This is a genomic window from Tessaracoccus sp. MC1756, from assembly GCF_014164735.1.
Taxonomy (GTDB): Bacteria; Actinomycetota; Actinomycetes; order Propionibacteriales; family Propionibacteriaceae; genus Arachnia.
On sequence record NZ_JACJFZ010000001.1, the window covers coordinates 649,370 to 662,629 of the forward strand.

Here is a 13,260-nt window from a genome sequence, read left to right on the forward strand (position 1 = left end):
TCGTTCTCCGCTCCATGGAGGAGCGCGGGATCCGGTTCGTCAGGCTGTGGTTCACCGATGTGCTCGGCTCACTGAAATCTGTGGCGATCGCTCCGGCTGAGGTCGAGGGCGCCATCGCGGAGGGTGTCGGTTTCGACGGCTCCGCGATCGAAGGCTTCGCCCGTGTCTACGAGTCCGACATGGTGGCGCACCCGGACGCGTCGACGTATCAGGTGCTGCCGTGGCGGCAGGCCGGCCGCTCGACGGCGCGGATGTTCTGCGACATCAAGCTGCCAGACGGCTCACCGAGCTTCGCGGACCCCCGTTTCGTGCTGAAGCGCGCCCTCGGCAAGGCGGCCGATCTCGGCTACACCTTTTACATCCACCCCGAGATCGAGTTCTTCCTGCTGCGCTCGCTCAATCCGCTCATCCCGCTGGACCAGGGCGGCTACTTCGACCACACCACGCTGGGGGACGGTACGGACTTCCGCCGCGACGTCATCACCATCCTCGAACAGATGGGCATCTCCGTCGAGTTCAGCCACCACGAGGCTGCCCCGGGGCAGCACGAGATCGACCTGCGCTACGCCGACGCCCTCACCATGGCTGACAACATCATGACGTTCCGCGTCGTGGTGCGGGAGGTGGCTGTCAGCCAGGACATCCACGCAACGTTCATGCCCAAGCCGTTCTCCGAGCACCCGGGCTCCGGCATGCACACCCACATGTCGCTGTTCGAAGGCGACACCAACGTCTTCTACGACGCGGCTGACCAGTACAACCTCTCCAAGACGGCCAAGCAGTTCATCGCCGGCCTGCTGCACCACGCGCCGGAGATCACCGCCGTCACCAACCAGTGGGTCAACTCCTACAAGCGCCTCGTCGGTGGGGGAGAGGCCCCGTCGTACGCGTGCTGGGGACGCGCCAACCGTTCGGCCCTCGTGAGGGTTCCCCAGTTCACGCCGGGGAAGACGTCCTCGGCGCGCATCGAGTACCGCGCCATCGACTCGGCAGTCAACCCGTACCTCGCCTACGCCGTGATGCTCAACGCGGGCCTCAAGGGGATCGAGGGCGAATACCAGCTGCCCGAGGAGACCGAGGACGAGGTGTGGCGCCTCTCGGACCGCGAGCGCAAGGCGATCGGCATTCAGGAACTGCCCCGCAACCTCGACGAGGCCATCCGCATCATGGACGAGAGCGAACTCGTGGCCGAGACACTCGGCGAGCACGTCTACGAGTACTTCATGCGCAACAAGCGCAAGGAATTCGCGGCCTACCGCCAGCAGGTCACGCCCTGGGAACTAGACCGCCACATCCGCGTGATGTGACCGTTCAGATCAACTCGAGCGGTGCATCATCGCCGGGCTTGGGGAACGCCGCGTCCAGCTCGGCGTGATCCTCGGCCGTGAGTTGGATGCTGGCGGCCGCGGCGTTCTCACGCACGTGGGCCGTAGATCCGGCCTTCGGGATGGCGAACACGCCCGGCTGCGAGATGACCCACGCAAGCGCGATCTGCGCCTCGGTGGCTCCGTGGCGGCGGGCGACGGTGGTGAGCGCCGCCCTGCGCCTGCCTCCTCCGGCCAAGGCGCCCTGTTCGATCGGTGAGTAGGCCATGAGCGGGATCTGCGCCGCGCGGAGATCCTCCAGCAGCCCGCCCTCCGGCCAGCGGCGCTGCAGGTTGAACAGCACCTGGTTGGTCGCCGGGCGATCCTGAGGCCGGCTCCCACCGGCCCCGACGGCGGCGCGCGCCGCCACTGTCGCTTCGGCCATGAGAGCTCGGTCGAAGTTCGACACGCCCCAGGCGCCGATCTTGCCCTGCGCGCGCAGCTCCTCGAAGGCACCGAAGGTTTCCTCCAGCGGGCACGAACCTTCCCAGTGCAGGAGGTAGAGGTCGAGGTGATCGGTGCCCAGGCGGCGCAGGCTCTGCTCGCAGGCGCGGAATGTGCCGTCGTGGCTCGCATTGTCTGGCAGCACCTTGGACACCAGGAACACCTCCTCGCGGCGACCCCTGATGGCTTCGCCCACCAACAGTTCGGCCCGGCCTGAGCCGTACATCTCCGCCGTGTCGATCAGCGTCAAGCCGAGGTCCAGGCCTGTGCGCAACGCTGCGATCTCTCCCTCTCTGCGCGACGATGCGTCCCCCATGTGCCAGGTGCCCTGGCCCAGCGCCGGGACGCTTCGCCCGGCGACCTCAAGGGTGCGCATCGGATGGTGTGACGCGGAGACTTCGGAGCTCATGCGTCCAGTCTGTCCGTTGCCGGGACCATGGGTGGCCCTTCTCCCGGAGTAGGCGCCGCAAGCCCTCGCTGAGTTCGCGGGTGTCACCACCGCCACTCCATCGGATCCGGGTGGTCGTCCGGAGGGCGGATGAACGTCAGCTGAACCCTCAGCAGAGGGGGAAGGCCACGGAGGCCTCGTCGGCATGGACGCCCGAGGCCCGCAGGTCGGCCTCGGCCCAGGGCTGGCGTCCGGTGGCCAGGGCCGCGAACGTCTCGCCGCTCATCTCCACCACGTTCGGCGGAGTGCCGCGGGTATGCCTCGGCCCGGTCTCGAAGCCGATCTGCACCGCCGCGAACGGCGGCACCCGCACCTCGATGGTGGCACCCGGATGCCGCTCGCCCAACAGGGCACATCCCGCGCGGCAGACGGCGGCCAGGAGGTCTCGGCCCAGCGGGGCCGGATCGGAGGCGGCGCGCAGCAGCACCCGCGTGAGATCCGGGCGGCGCAACCTGAGCTCCACCTCGAGCGCGGTCAGGCCCTCGTCGTCGAGGCGCTCACGCAGCGCGGCGACGACCTTCGGGGTGGGTTTGAACATCGATTCAGCTTAACGGCTGGCGCTCAGCGCCCGCCGCGGAGGTCGGAACGTCGCGCCCCTAGGAGAGGGCCGCCCACTAGTCTGAGCCAATGGGTAGATACCAGTCGCCGATGGGGGAGTTCGCCCGTCGCGGGTTTGATTCCGCGAGCGGTGCCGCCCGCGTCTGGGAGCGCTGGACGGACAGGCTCGGCGGTGAGCCCCCGGTCGATCTGGCGCTGTTCGAACCCGTGGCGGACCGGGACCTCGCGCTCGATTCGCTCGAGCGGCTCGAGGCCGCGTCGCCGGAGGTTTTCCGCGAGATCGCGTCGAATGAGGCGTGGCTCCGACGGCTGTTGCTCGTCATGGGCGGATCCAGCGTGCTGGCCCACACGCTTGTGCGGCACCCGGCCGAGGCGCGGATCCTCGCCGTCGAACCCGTGCACCGTGGGTTGTCCGGGTGGCGCGCCTTCTTCGACGCCCGAATCCACCTGGACGACGGGGTGGCCGCAGGCAGCGCCGACCAACTCCGGCTGGCCAACCGCGCCGCGCTGATCGAAATCGCCGCGCGCGACCTCTCCGCTCCGCAGCCGGACGCGCTGGTCCACGAGATCGCGGCAGAGCTGTCGCACGTCGCGGACGTGGTGCTGGACATGTCGCTGGCCTTCGCCCGCGCGGAGGTGCCAGGCTGGCGACAGGCCCGCGTCGCCGTGCTGGCCATGGGCAAGACGGGCGCACAGGAGCTCAACTACATCTCCGACGTCGACGTGATCTATGTGGCCGAACCGGCGGAGGGCGCAACGGCCGATGAAGCGGTCGCTGTCGCCGGTAAGCTCGCCGCCGCGCAGGCCCGGATCTGTTCCTCGCACACGTCTGAGGGCAGCATCTGGCAACTCGACGCGGCCCTGCGTCCTGAGGGGAAAGCCGGCCCGCTCGTCAGGACGCTGGCCAGCTACCGCGCCTACTACGCGAAATGGGCCAAGAACTGGGAGTTCCAGGCCATGCTCAAGGCCCGCCCCGCAGCGGGCGACCTCGACCTGGGCCGGGAGTTCGTCGACGCCGTGTGGCCCCTGGTCTGGCAGGCGGGGGAGCGGCCCGAGTTCCTGCCGGAGGTGCGCGCCATGCGGGAGCGGGTGATCTCCCTGATCCCCGCGAAACAGGAGGATCGCGAGATCAAGCTCGGCTCCGGCGGTCTGCGCGACACCGAGTTCTCCGTCCAGCTGCTGCAGTTGGTGCACGGCCGCGCCGACGAGCGGATCCGCACGCGTGGCACGTTCGACGGGCTCATGGCGCTGATCGGCAACGGCTACATCGGCAGGGCCGACGGCGCCGAGATGGCGCGCGCCTACCGGTTCCAGCGGGTCCTGGAGCACCGCATCCAACTGCGCCGCCTCCGCAGGACCCACCTCATGCCCGACGACGAGCTCGCCCTCGGCCATGTCGCGCGCTCGATGGGATCCTCGGCCGAGGACCTGCAGAAGCGGTGGCGCGATTCCGCGCGCCGGGTCCGGCAGCTGCAGCAGCGACTGTTCTTCTCACCGCTGCTCGATGTCGTCAGCCAGGTGCGCACGGACGAGTTGCAACTGAGCACCGAAGCCGCCAAGACCCGGATGCGGGCCCTCGGCTTCGCCGACCCGCAGGCCGGCCTGGGGCACATCCGCGCGTTGACCACCGGCCGCGACCGCGGCACCGAGATCCAGCGCCAGCTCCTCCCTGCGATGCTGCAGTGGTTCGCCGACGGGCCCAACCCCGACTTCGGGCTTCTCGCGTTCCGCCAGCTGTCGGAGTCGCTCGGCAAGACCTCCTGGTACCTGCGGGCACTGCGCGACGAGGGCTACATGGCCCAACGGCTGGCCAGGGTCGCGTCGTCGAGCCGCTACGTGGTCGACCTCCTGAAGCGCGCGCCCGAGCACATCAAGATGCTCGCCAGCACCGACGACCTGCGGCCACGCTCGGTCGACGAGCTCACCGCCTCCCTCACCCGGGCCGCCAACCGCTACGACGACCTGGACCAGTCGATCGCCTCTGTCAGGGCACTGCGCCGCGCCGAGCTGTGCCGCATCGCGCTGAGCGACGTGCTGGGGCACGCCGACCTCGCGGCGGTGGGCGGCGCGCTGAGCGACCTCGCGTCCGCCACCGTCGAGGCCGGCCTGCAGTTGGCGCGCCGCACCATCGACGCCCCGCCGGTGGGCGTCATCGCGCTCGGGCGGTGGGGCGGGTACGAGGTGAGCTACTCCTCCGACGCCGACTGCATGTTCGTCGTCCCCGACGGAACGGAGGGCGAGGAGCTCGCGCGGGCGACCGACCTGGTCCGGCGCGCCGCCGAGATCATCGGCAAGCCGGGCCCGGATCCCGCGCTGGTGATCGACACCGACCTCCGCCCCGAGGGCAAGGGCGGCCCCCAGGTGCGCACGGTGTCGTCGTACCTGACCTATTACACGAAATGGGCTTCCACCTGGGAGGCCCAGATGCTGCTGCGCGCCCGCCATGGCGCGGGGGAGCGGCCGCTCTCGGAGGCGGTACTCGCCGGGATCGACTGGTTCCGGTACCCCGACGGCGGCCCGACCCGCGCGCAGATCTCTGAGATCCGCAAGCTGAAGTCGCGGATGGAGAACGAGCGCATCCCCAAGGGCGTGCCGCGCGACCGGCACCTCAAGCTCGGGCCCGGCGGCCTCTCGGACGTCGAGTGGACGGTGCAGTTGCTGCAACTGCAGCACGGCCATGAGCATGCGGTGCTGCGCACCACGTCCACCATGGACGCCCTGGCGGCGCTGGCCGCGTTGGAGATCGTGCCGGAGAGCCAGGCGGTCCGGCTGCAGGAGGCCTGGCACCGGGCCAGCATGTTGCGCGACGCCATCATGCTGGTGCGTGGTCGGGCCAGCGACGCGTTGCCCTCGGACACGCGCGAACTGGCGGCCATCGCCCTGCTGCTCGGCTACCGGGCAGGTGAGGCGTCCAGACTGGTGGAGGACACCCGTCGGTTGTTGCGACGCGCGGCCGACGCCGTCGACGCCATTTTCTGGGCCGCCTGATCGGTCACTGCGGCCTCCCGCCATGTCCCGGACGAGAAGACCGACGCGGTGACGTACCGCACCTGTGACGTGTCCCACCGCGACGCCGTCCGCGAGATGGTCGCCGGCGCCGACGTGGTCGCGACGGCCCTGTCGCCCCGCGGTGAACTCGAGGGCCGCCTGCGGGAGGTCATGCGGACCATCGCCGAGGAGGCCCGGGCGGCAGGCGCCCGGCTGGCCGTCGTCGGTGGCGCCGCGTCGTTGGAGGTCGCGCCGGGCGGTCCCCGCCTCGTCGACACGGAAGGCTTCCCGGACTGGCTCAAGCCGGAGGCCACCGAGATGGCCGGGCTGCTGGAGGACCTGCGAGCCAGCGACGAGTCGCTCGACTGGTTCTTCCTCAGCCCCGCCGGTGGCTTCGGAGCCTTCGCGCCGGGCGAGCGGGTGGGCAGTTTCCGCCTCGGCGACGACCTGCTGCTGACCGATGACGAGGGCAATTCGTTCATTTCGGGCGAGGACTACGACCAGGCCTTCGTCGACGAGATCGAGCGCCCGGCGCACCGTCGCCAGCGGTTCACGGTCGCCTACTGAGACGGCGGAAACGCGCACCCCGGCGCCGCGGTGCTAATGTTGACGGCAAACGTGTTCCGGGGTCGGTGTAAGTCCGAACCGGCGGTGACAGTCCGCGACCTCTTCTGGATCTCCAGAAGGGCTGACTCGGTGAAATTCCGAGACCGACAGTTAAAGTCTGGATGGGAGGAACTCGTCGCCGACGGCGTGCTTGATGCGCCCTGACGTCTCGCGATCCAGCGAGGTGTCGAGGGTCTGCTCGGGTCATACTGTCGACGCGTGCCCCGGGCCTGGACAAGGAGTGACGGGGCAGATGACCACCGATGAGCGACGTAGGGCGCGCAGGCTTGCGCACCTCGGGCTCTGGTCCGCCTACCCCGCACGCACCAGGCCCACCGCCGGCCGCTGGATCCCTGCCACCATTGCGCTCATCCTCGCGGTGGGCGTGTGGTGGGCGGTGACCGGCGCCGGCCTGATCGAACCGCTCTACCTGCCCGGCCCTGGCGACGTCGTCGCCCGCATGGTCTCGCAGGCGCAGCTCGGGATCGCGTGGCGATATCTGTCGCCGACGCTGATCGCGGCCCTCCTGGGTGTCGCCTTCGCCGTCCTTGTCGCGATCCCGTTGGGAATCGTCATCACCCATTCCCGGCTGCTCGCAGCGGTGATGGAGCCCGTCGTCGCCATCACGCAGACAGTGCCGCTCGTAGCGACGGCGCCGCTGCTGGTGCTCTGGATCGGCTACGGAACCATCCCGATTGCGGTGCTCTGTGCGATCGTCGCCTTCTTCCCCATGGTGACCACCACCATCGTCGGATTCCGGTCCCTCGACATGCGTGTGGTGGAGAACGCCCTTCTCGACGGTGCCAGCGCCTGGCAACGCCTGATCCACATCGAGGGGCCCATGGCGGCCCCGTCGGTGCTGGCCGGCGTGCGCGGCGGTGTGGTGCTCGCCATGACCGGTGCGGTCGTCGGCGAACTCGTCATGGGCGGCGCCGGTCTGGGCACCCTGCTCACGTTGTCCCGAGAGGCTGCAGACACCGCCGGCGTCTTCGCCGTGGTCGCCTGGATCAGCCTCTCAGCCATGGCCCTGTACGCCTTCGTCCAACTTCTGGAGCGAGCGGCAGTGGCGCGCCTACAAGGAGAAACAACATGATCAGTCGACGCAGCATGCTGTTGGGTGGCCTCGCCGTGGGAGCGGGGGCCACCCTCACCGCCTGTGGTAGCCGCCAACCGGAGGCGGCGGGGGACGGGAAGCTCACCGTCGGGCTCACCTACATCCCGAACGTGCAATTCAGCGCGTTCTACCTCGGCGTGAGGGAAGGTTTGTTCAAGAAGCACGGCCTGGACGTGACGCTGCGTCACCACGGCCAGCAGGAAGACCTCTGGGGTGCCGTGCTGGGCGGCAAGGAGGACATCGTCTTCGCGTCCGCCGACGAGGCGATGGTGGCCAACGCCGGCGGCAACGACCTGCGGACCTTCGCCACCTCGTACCAGACCTACCCGCTGCGGGTGATGGGCGGCGACCCCGCCACGCTCGGGGCCGACCCGGGCCTGGACGTACTGAACGGGGCCACGCTGGGCATCCCGGGTCACTTCGGCTCCAGCTACTACGCGGCGCTCTGCGCGATCCACCAGGCCGGCCTCACGGAGAACGAGGTCACGCTCGTCGACATCGGCTTCACGACGCTTTCGGCGCTGGCCGCCAAGCAGGTGGACTTCGCCATGGGCTTCATCAACAACGAGGGCGTCCAACTGGAGAACCAGAACATCGCGTCGGTCTCCATCCCCGTCTTCGAACCCGGCGAGGCGCTGCTGGTCGGGCCCAGCCTGATCGCGCCCGGCACGAAGGTGTCCGAGGACATCCTGCGTGCCGTGGCGCTCGGCATGAAGGAGGCCGAAGAGGCCGTCGTGGCAGACCCGCAGGCCGCACTGGACGCCACGGCGGAGCACGTCCCAGCCATGGCTGAGCCGGAGCAGCGGGCCACCGCCGAGAAGGTGCTGGCCGCCACCGCCGAGCTGTGGAAGCGCGACGGTGAGGTCAGCGTGGCCCTCGACACCGCGGCCTTCGGCCGGATGGGCGAGTTTCTCACCCAGGCCGGTGTCATCGAGGCGGCACCTGCAGAGGCGTACCTCGACGTCCTCTGAGCGGTTCGTCCACTGGGTCGCGCAGAAGCGGCAGCAAGGTGGCACGGAAAGAGGGGCGGGCCGCCCGCCAGCAGCCCGCCCCCATCAGTGGCCTGGATCAGGCCACTGAGTCCTCGTCCTCGATGGTCGAGAGACCGCGGACCTTGTTCTCGATGCGCTGGCCGATGTTCTCGTCGACCTGCTTCCAGTACCAGTAGCCGCGTTCCCGGACCTGCTGCTCGCACTGGGAGAGGCCACCGGCGACGGTCTCCACGAAACGCTCACGCTGAGCGTCGTCGAAGACCTCGCGCACCAGCGTGCCGGCCTGACCGAAGTCGTCGTCCTCGGCGTGCCGCGTGATGGCGGCACGAACGAGCGAGCCGTCAGCCTCCCAGCCTGCCTCATCGACGACCTCGGCGTCCGAGTACGGACGGCCGTAGCTGTTGAAGGTGTGGACCGGAGCCGCGCCCGTGTGCAGGTACTGCATGTGGCCCTGCTCGGCGAAGTTGTTCGTCCGCGTGATGGGCTGGTTCACCGGGAGCTGGTGGAAGTTCGAGCCAATGCGGGCGCGCTGGGCGTCCGGGTAGGCGAACACGCGAGCGGTGAGCATTTTGTCCGGCGAGATACCGGTGCCCGGGATGAAATTCGACGGGGAGAACGCTGCCTGCTCGATCTGGGCGTAGAAGTTGACCGGGTTCTCGTTGAGTTCCATGACGCCGACCTCGATCAGCGGGTAGTCCTTGTGGGACCAGATCTTGGTGAGGTCGAACGGGTTGAAGCGGTAGGTCTTCGCCTCTTCGTACGGCATGACCTGCATGTGCAGCGTCCACGACGGGAACTCGCCGCGCCCAATGGCGTCGAACAGGTCGGCACGGTGGAAGTCGGCGTTCTCGCCGGCCAGCCGCTGGGCCTCGTCGTTGGTGAGGTTCTTCTCACCCTGGTTGCTGCGCCAGTGGTACTTCACCCAGAACTTCTCGCCTGCGGCGTTGACCCACATGTAGGTGTGGGAGGAGAAGCCGTGCATGTGGCGCCAGGTGGCCGGCAGGCCCCGGTCGCCCATGAGGTAGGTGACCTGGTGGGCGGTCTCCGGCGAGTTGGTCCAGAAGTCCCACTGCATGTTCGTGTTGCGCAGGCCGGTGGCGGGGTGGCGCTTCTGGGAACGGATGAAGTTGGGGAACTTCAGCGGATCCTTGACGAAGAACACCGGGGTGTTGTTGCCCACGATGTCGAGGTTGCCCCCGGTGGAGTAGAAGCGCACGGAGAAGCCGCGCACATCGCGCCAGGTGTCGGGGGAGCCCTGCTCGCCGGCGACGGTGGAGAAGCGCGTCAGCATGCGGGTCTCGGCGCCGGGCTGGAACGGGGCCGCCTTGGTGTACTTCGTGACGTCCTGGGTGACCGTGAAGGTGCCGAAGGCGCCCGAGCCCTTGGCATGAGGGCTGCGCTCCGCCACCCGCTCGCGGTTGAAGTGGGCGAGCTGCTCGACCAGGTGGACGTCGTGCAGGACGATCGGGCCGTCGCTGCCGACGGTCAGGGAGTGGGCGTCGGACTCAGCGGGGGCGCCGTTCAGGCGGGTCGAAGGGCCGGTGGGCTGGTACTCGCCGGAAGGGGTGAACTGGGTCATTGGTTCCTCTCGTTGCAGTTCGCACACGTTCCCCAGTAGATGACCTCGGCTTCGTCGATGACGAAGCCGTGGTCGCCTACTGCGGACAAACAGGGGGCGGCGCCGACGGCGCAGGGGACATCACGCATGTCCCCGCAGCTGCGGCACATCAGGTGATGGTGGTTGTCGCCGTTCTCCAACTCGTAGCGCGGCGGTTGACCAGCGGGTTCCACGCGTCTGATGAGGCCGTGGGAGTGGAGGGCGGCGAGGTTGTCGTAGACCGCCTGGACGGACGCGCTGCCGGTGCGTTCCCGCACCGCCTCCGTCACGTCGCCGACCCGCATGTGCGGGTGGTCTGTCAGGACGGTCAGGACGGCAACGCGGCCCGCAGTGACGCGCATGCCGGCGTCCTTGAGTGAGGTGGGCCAATCGTGCATGACAGCCACCTTAGCGCCTTTTCTGGAAACAATCCAAAGAAGGAAGCCGTCCGGGTAATGGGCCATGTCCGGCATCGCGCCCGTCGGGGGCGTGGCCGTCGGTCCGGTAACTGAGCAGGAAGAGGCGGGACCCAGGATGGGTCCCGCCTCTTGTCCTGTCTCGCGTCAGATGGTGACGAGCGTGCGGCCGTGGCGCTGGCCGGCCATCATCTCCTCGGCCGCTGCGCGCACGCCGTCGAGGTCTACGCGCTCCGTGATGGAGTCGAGCATGTCCAGCTGGAGCCCGCGGGCGAGGATACGCCAGGCGTCGGCCCGGTCGTCGAGGTTGGCCCACACGGAATCGATGCCCGCGAGGGTGACGCCCCGCAGGATGAACGGCATGACGGTGGTGGGCAGATCGTGCGATCCGGCCAGGCCGCAGGCGGCCACCAGGCCACCCTTGGTGGTCTGGGCGATGGCGTTGGCCAGGGTCTGTCCGCCCACGGAGTCGACGACGGCGGAGTAGGTGGCCTTCTGGAGCGGGCGGCCGGGCTCGCTGAGGCTGGCGCGGTCGATGACCTCGTCGGCGCCGATGCTCCGCAGGTAGTCGCCCAGCTGCTCCGCCCTGCCGGTGGTCGCGTAGACGACATAACCGGCGTTGGAGAGCAGTTGGGTGGCGATGGAACCGACGCCTCCGGTGGCGCCGGTGACGAGCACCGGTCCGTCGTCGGGCATGATGTTCTCGCTCAGGATCCGCAGCACGGCGAGGGCAGCGGTGTAGCCGGCGGTGCCGAGTGCCGCAGCCTGTTCCGGCGAGAGGCCCTCAGGGAGGCCGACGGCGTACTGACCGCTGATCCTCGCCCGGGTGGCGTAGCCGCCGTGCTCGGTCTCGGAGAGGCCTGCGCCGTTGAGCATGATCCAGTCGCCGGGAGAGAAGCGCTCGTCGTCTGATTCGGTGACGCGGCCGACCAGGTCGATGCCCGCGACCAGGGGGTGTTTGCGCACCACGCCGGGACGGCCGGTGACCGCGAGCGCATCCTTGTAGTTGAGATCCGAGAACTTCACGTCGACGACGATCCCGCCGTCACCGTCGAGGAACTCCTCGCCGACCTCTTCTATTGCAGAGCCGGACTCACGAACCACAATTGCACGAACCATGCGGGTCAGCCTACGCGGTGGGCGCTCCGACGAGGGGGCGGGGAGGGTGTCCACCATGGCGCCGGCGACGCGAAACTTGCCGAGTTGAGTTATTTGGGCTATGGCAATACAATTCTCTCGCTGATCGCCGCAGGGCGTCGGACCCAGAGTCCTACGACCCGATGCACCACGACGCGGTCCCATTCATCCCAACTTCCCAGAAGGTCCTGCATGGCCAAAAACCTCACCGTCGGATCGCCCCTCCGGCTCATCGTGCTCTTCACGCTCCCGCTGCTGATCGGCAACCTGTTCCAGCAGGCGTATGCCGTCTCCGACGCCATCGTCGTCGGCCGCCTGCTGGGTGTCGACGCCTTGGCCGCGGTCGGAGCGTCCGGCAGCCTCCAGTTCCTGCTGTTCGGTTTCGCGATCGGCTGCTCCGCGGGTCTGGCGATCCCGGTTGCCCGCGCCTTCGGGGCCCAGGACCTGCCGGGGATGCGCCGCGCCGTGGCGCGGGGTGTCCTGATCAGCGCCGTGGTGGCGTTGGTGATCACGTTGATCGGCACGCTGGGGGCCCACACGCTGCTGACGTGGCTCGGCACGCCCGAGGAACTGATGCCGCAGTCGACGACGTTCCTCGTCGTGCTGTTCAGCGGCTCGTTCGCCACGGTGGCGTTCAACTACCTCAGCTCCGTCATCCGCGCCCTGGGCGACAGCCGGACCCCGCTGGTGTTCCTCATCATCTCCACCGTCCTCAACGTGGTGCTGGTGATCGTGTTCATCGCGGTGCTGGGCACGGGAGTGGGCGGCGCCGCTCTGGCAACGCTGATCGCCCAGACGGTGTCGGTGCTGCTGTGCCTCATCCTCATCTGGCGCCGGATGCCCAACCTGCACCTGCACCGGGCCGACTGGCGGCTGGAGATGCCCAAGCTGAGGGAGTCGACCAAGCTCGGCCTCACCCTCGGGTTTCAGATGTCGATCATCGCCATCGGCGCCGCGTTGCTGCAGTTCGGCATCAACGGGCTGGGTACCGACGCGGTGGCCGCCTTCACCGCGGCCATGCGCGTGGATCAGGTGGCGGTGATCCCGCTGGCCACCGTCGGCGTTGCGATGACCACCTACGTCGCCCAGAACGCCGGCGGTCGGCAGTGGCGCAGGATCCTCACCGGCGTGCGGCAGTCGCTCCTGTTGGCCATGGGCATGGCGCTGGTGCTCGGGGTGGCGATCTTCTTCGGGGGCACGCTGATGGTCCGGATGTTCCTGGGCGAGGGGGAACCGCAGGTGGTGGACATGGCCCACCGGTACCTGGTCATCAACGCGGCCCTCTACGCGATCCTTGCTGTCCTGTTCGTGATCCGCCACGTGATCCAGGGCCTCGGCTCGACGATGGCCCCGACGATGGCCGGCGTGCTCGAGCTCGTGGCCCGTGGCGTCATCGGGCTCTTCGTGGTCCCTCACGTCGGGTTCATCGCCGTGATCCTGGCGGCACCGGCCGCCTGGGTGGCCGCACTGATCCCGCTGCTCATCGCCTGGCGCTACCAGCACCGGCGCCTCGTCGTGGCAGAGCGCGAAGCTGCCGCCCGCGCCCTCCTGGACGCGGAGCAGGCAGATCCGCACCTGCAGGTGTGCCCCGCCTGA

General features: G+C 68.9%; 10 protein-coding genes, 1 pseudogene and 1 riboswitch. Of the genes and pseudogenes, 6 read left to right on the plus strand and 5 right to left on the minus strand.

What is annotated here, in order from left to right:
• Positions 1 to 14 precede the first annotated feature (14 nt).
• Positions 15 to 1,307: a glutamine synthetase family protein gene (locus tag H5393_RS03000; protein ID WP_182765773.1), complete on the plus strand. Its 1,293-nt coding sequence runs from the start codon at positions 15 to 17 to the stop codon at positions 1,305 to 1,307.
• A gap of 4 nt (positions 1,308 to 1,311) precedes the next feature.
• Here H5393_RS03000 and H5393_RS03005 read toward each other — a convergent pair whose 3' ends face one another.
• Positions 1,312 to 2,217: an aldo/keto reductase gene (locus H5393_RS03005; protein WP_255436248.1), complete on the minus strand. Its 906-nt coding sequence runs from the start codon at positions 2,215 to 2,217 to the stop codon at positions 1,312 to 1,314.
• 148 nt (positions 2,218 to 2,365) lie between these two features.
• Positions 2,366 to 2,794 carry a sterol carrier family protein gene (locus H5393_RS03010; protein ID WP_182765432.1) on the minus strand — a complete coding sequence of 143 codons (429 nt, stop codon included), beginning with the start codon at positions 2,792 to 2,794 and terminating at the stop codon, positions 2,366 to 2,368.
• Between the two features lie 89 nt (positions 2,795 to 2,883).
• On the opposite strand from H5393_RS03010, the gene H5393_RS03015 reads away from it, so the two are divergent.
• The 4 genes and pseudogenes from H5393_RS03015 (at position 2,884) to H5393_RS03030 (ending at position 8,493) form a co-directional block, all read left to right on the plus strand.
• Complete coding sequence (locus H5393_RS03015; RefSeq protein WP_182765433.1) at positions 2,884 to 5,802, plus strand: bifunctional [glutamine synthetase] adenylyltransferase/[glutamine synthetase]-adenylyl-L-tyrosine phosphorylase; 2,919 nt, start codon at positions 2,884 to 2,886, stop codon at positions 5,800 to 5,802.
• A 33-nt stretch (positions 5,803 to 5,835) separates the two neighbouring features.
• Positions 5,836 to 6,369 (plus strand): annotated as a pseudogene (locus H5393_RS03020) (NAD(P)-dependent oxidoreductase); the annotation flags it as partial.
• Between the two features lie 48 nt (positions 6,370 to 6,417).
• A riboswitch (FMN riboswitch) is annotated at positions 6,418 to 6,546 on the plus strand.
• 115 nt (positions 6,547 to 6,661) lie between these two features.
• On the plus strand, positions 6,662 to 7,501 hold the full coding sequence (locus H5393_RS03025; RefSeq protein WP_158069014.1) for an ABC transporter permease: 840 nt from the start codon (positions 6,662 to 6,664) through the stop codon (positions 7,499 to 7,501).
• On the plus strand, positions 7,498 to 8,493 hold the full coding sequence (locus H5393_RS03030; RefSeq protein WP_182765435.1) for an ABC transporter substrate-binding protein: 996 nt from the start codon (positions 7,498 to 7,500) through the stop codon (positions 8,491 to 8,493). Before H5393_RS03025 ends, H5393_RS03030 begins: the two co-directional genes overlap by 4 nt.
• A gap of 97 nt (positions 8,494 to 8,590) precedes the next feature.
• Here H5393_RS03030 and H5393_RS03035 read toward each other — a convergent pair whose 3' ends face one another.
• From H5393_RS03035 to H5393_RS03045, 3 genes are all read right to left on the minus strand, one after another.
• Positions 8,591 to 10,093 (minus strand): catalase, encoded by a 1,503-nt coding sequence (locus H5393_RS03035; RefSeq protein ID WP_182765436.1) that lies wholly within the window; start codon positions 10,091 to 10,093, stop codon positions 8,591 to 8,593.
• The gene (locus tag H5393_RS03040) at positions 10,090 to 10,509 is read right to left on the minus strand and encodes a Fur family transcriptional regulator (RefSeq protein WP_182765437.1); all 420 of its coding nucleotides are present in this window, start codon (positions 10,507 to 10,509) and stop codon (positions 10,090 to 10,092) included. Before H5393_RS03040 ends, H5393_RS03035 begins: the two co-directional genes overlap by 4 nt.
• Positions 10,510 to 10,674: 165 nt before the next feature.
• Positions 10,675 to 11,646, minus strand: coding sequence for an MDR family oxidoreductase (locus H5393_RS03045; RefSeq protein WP_182765438.1), 972 nt, complete (start codon positions 11,644 to 11,646; stop codon positions 10,675 to 10,677).
• 210 nt (positions 11,647 to 11,856) lie between these two features.
• Between H5393_RS03045 and H5393_RS03050 the strand changes: the two genes are divergently transcribed.
• Entirely contained in the window at positions 11,857 to 13,260 is a 1,404-nt protein-coding gene (locus H5393_RS03050; protein ID WP_182765439.1) for an MATE family efflux transporter, read from the plus strand.

What these genes read in the sequence shown, in the direction of transcription:
- H5393_RS03000 (WP_182765773.1), top strand. Translation starts at nt 15, where the DNA reads ATGGAGGAGCGCGGGATCCGGTTCGTCAGGCTGTGGTTCACCGATGTG.
- H5393_RS03025 (WP_158069014.1), top strand. Translation starts at nt 6,662, where the DNA reads ATGACCACCGATGAGCGACGTAGGGCGCGCAGGCTTGCGCACCTCGGG.
- H5393_RS03010 (WP_182765432.1), bottom strand. Translation starts at nt 2,794, where the DNA reads ATGTTCAAACCCACCCCGAAGGTCGTCGCCGCGCTGCGTGAGCGCCTC.
- H5393_RS03040 (WP_182765437.1), bottom strand. Translation starts at nt 10,509, where the DNA reads ATGCACGATTGGCCCACCTCACTCAAGGACGCCGGCATGCGCGTCACT.
- H5393_RS03045 (WP_182765438.1), bottom strand. Translation starts at nt 11,646, where the DNA reads ATGGTTCGTGCAATTGTGGTTCGTGAGTCCGGCTCTGCAATAGAAGAG.
- H5393_RS03030 (WP_182765435.1), top strand. Translation starts at nt 7,498, where the DNA reads ATGATCAGTCGACGCAGCATGCTGTTGGGTGGCCTCGCCGTGGGAGCG.
- H5393_RS03015 (WP_182765433.1), top strand. Translation starts at nt 2,884, where the DNA reads ATGGGTAGATACCAGTCGCCGATGGGGGAGTTCGCCCGTCGCGGGTTT.
- H5393_RS03035 (WP_182765436.1), bottom strand. Translation starts at nt 10,093, where the DNA reads ATGACCCAGTTCACCCCTTCCGGCGAGTACCAGCCCACCGGCCCTTCG.
- H5393_RS03050 (WP_182765439.1), top strand. Translation starts at nt 11,857, where the DNA reads ATGGCCAAAAACCTCACCGTCGGATCGCCCCTCCGGCTCATCGTGCTC.
- H5393_RS03005 (WP_255436248.1), bottom strand. Translation starts at nt 2,217, where the DNA reads ATGAGCTCCGAAGTCTCCGCGTCACACCATCCGATGCGCACCCTTGAG.